This window comes from Fretibacterium sp. OH1220_COT-178, from assembly GCF_003860125.1.
Taxonomy (GTDB): Bacteria; Synergistota; Synergistia; order Synergistales; family Aminobacteriaceae; genus CAJPSE01.
This window is the reverse complement of record NZ_RQYL01000087.1, coordinates 1-436: the sequence shown is the minus strand read 5'-3', so window position 1 is coordinate 436 and position 436 is coordinate 1. Positions and strand designations below refer to the sequence as shown.

Genomic DNA, 436 nt, shown 5'->3' with positions numbered 1-436 from the left:
TCGTGCTCCGATCGCTTGTAGGCACACGGGTTCAGGTCTCTTTCACTCCCCGCCAGGGGTGCTTTTCACCTTTCCCTCTCGGTACTCTTCTCTATCGGTCATCCGACATATTTAGCCTTAGACCATGGGCGGCCCAAATTCAACCGGAATTCCACGTGCTCCGGCCTACTCAGGTGCCGTTCACAGGCAGACGCAACGCCTTCGCTTACGGGGCTCTCACCCTCTGCGGCTGGCTTTCCCAATACCATTCAACTGACCTTGCGTTTGGTAACTGCCCGAGGTCGCTGCAACAACCTCCTGAACGGTCCTATTACCCCGTCTTGCGCAACGCTTGCAGGCTTGCACGCAATCGGTTTAGGCTACTCCCCTTTCGCTCACCACTACTCAGGGTATCTCTTCGATTTCTTCTATGTCCGGCTACTGAGATGTTTCACTT

Annotated in this window: 1 rRNA gene; it reads right to left on the bottom strand. The window is 55.0% G+C overall.

From position 1 onward, the window contains the following. Positions 1-436: ribosomal RNA gene (locus EII26_RS12950) — 23S ribosomal RNA — on the bottom strand; the annotation flags it as partial.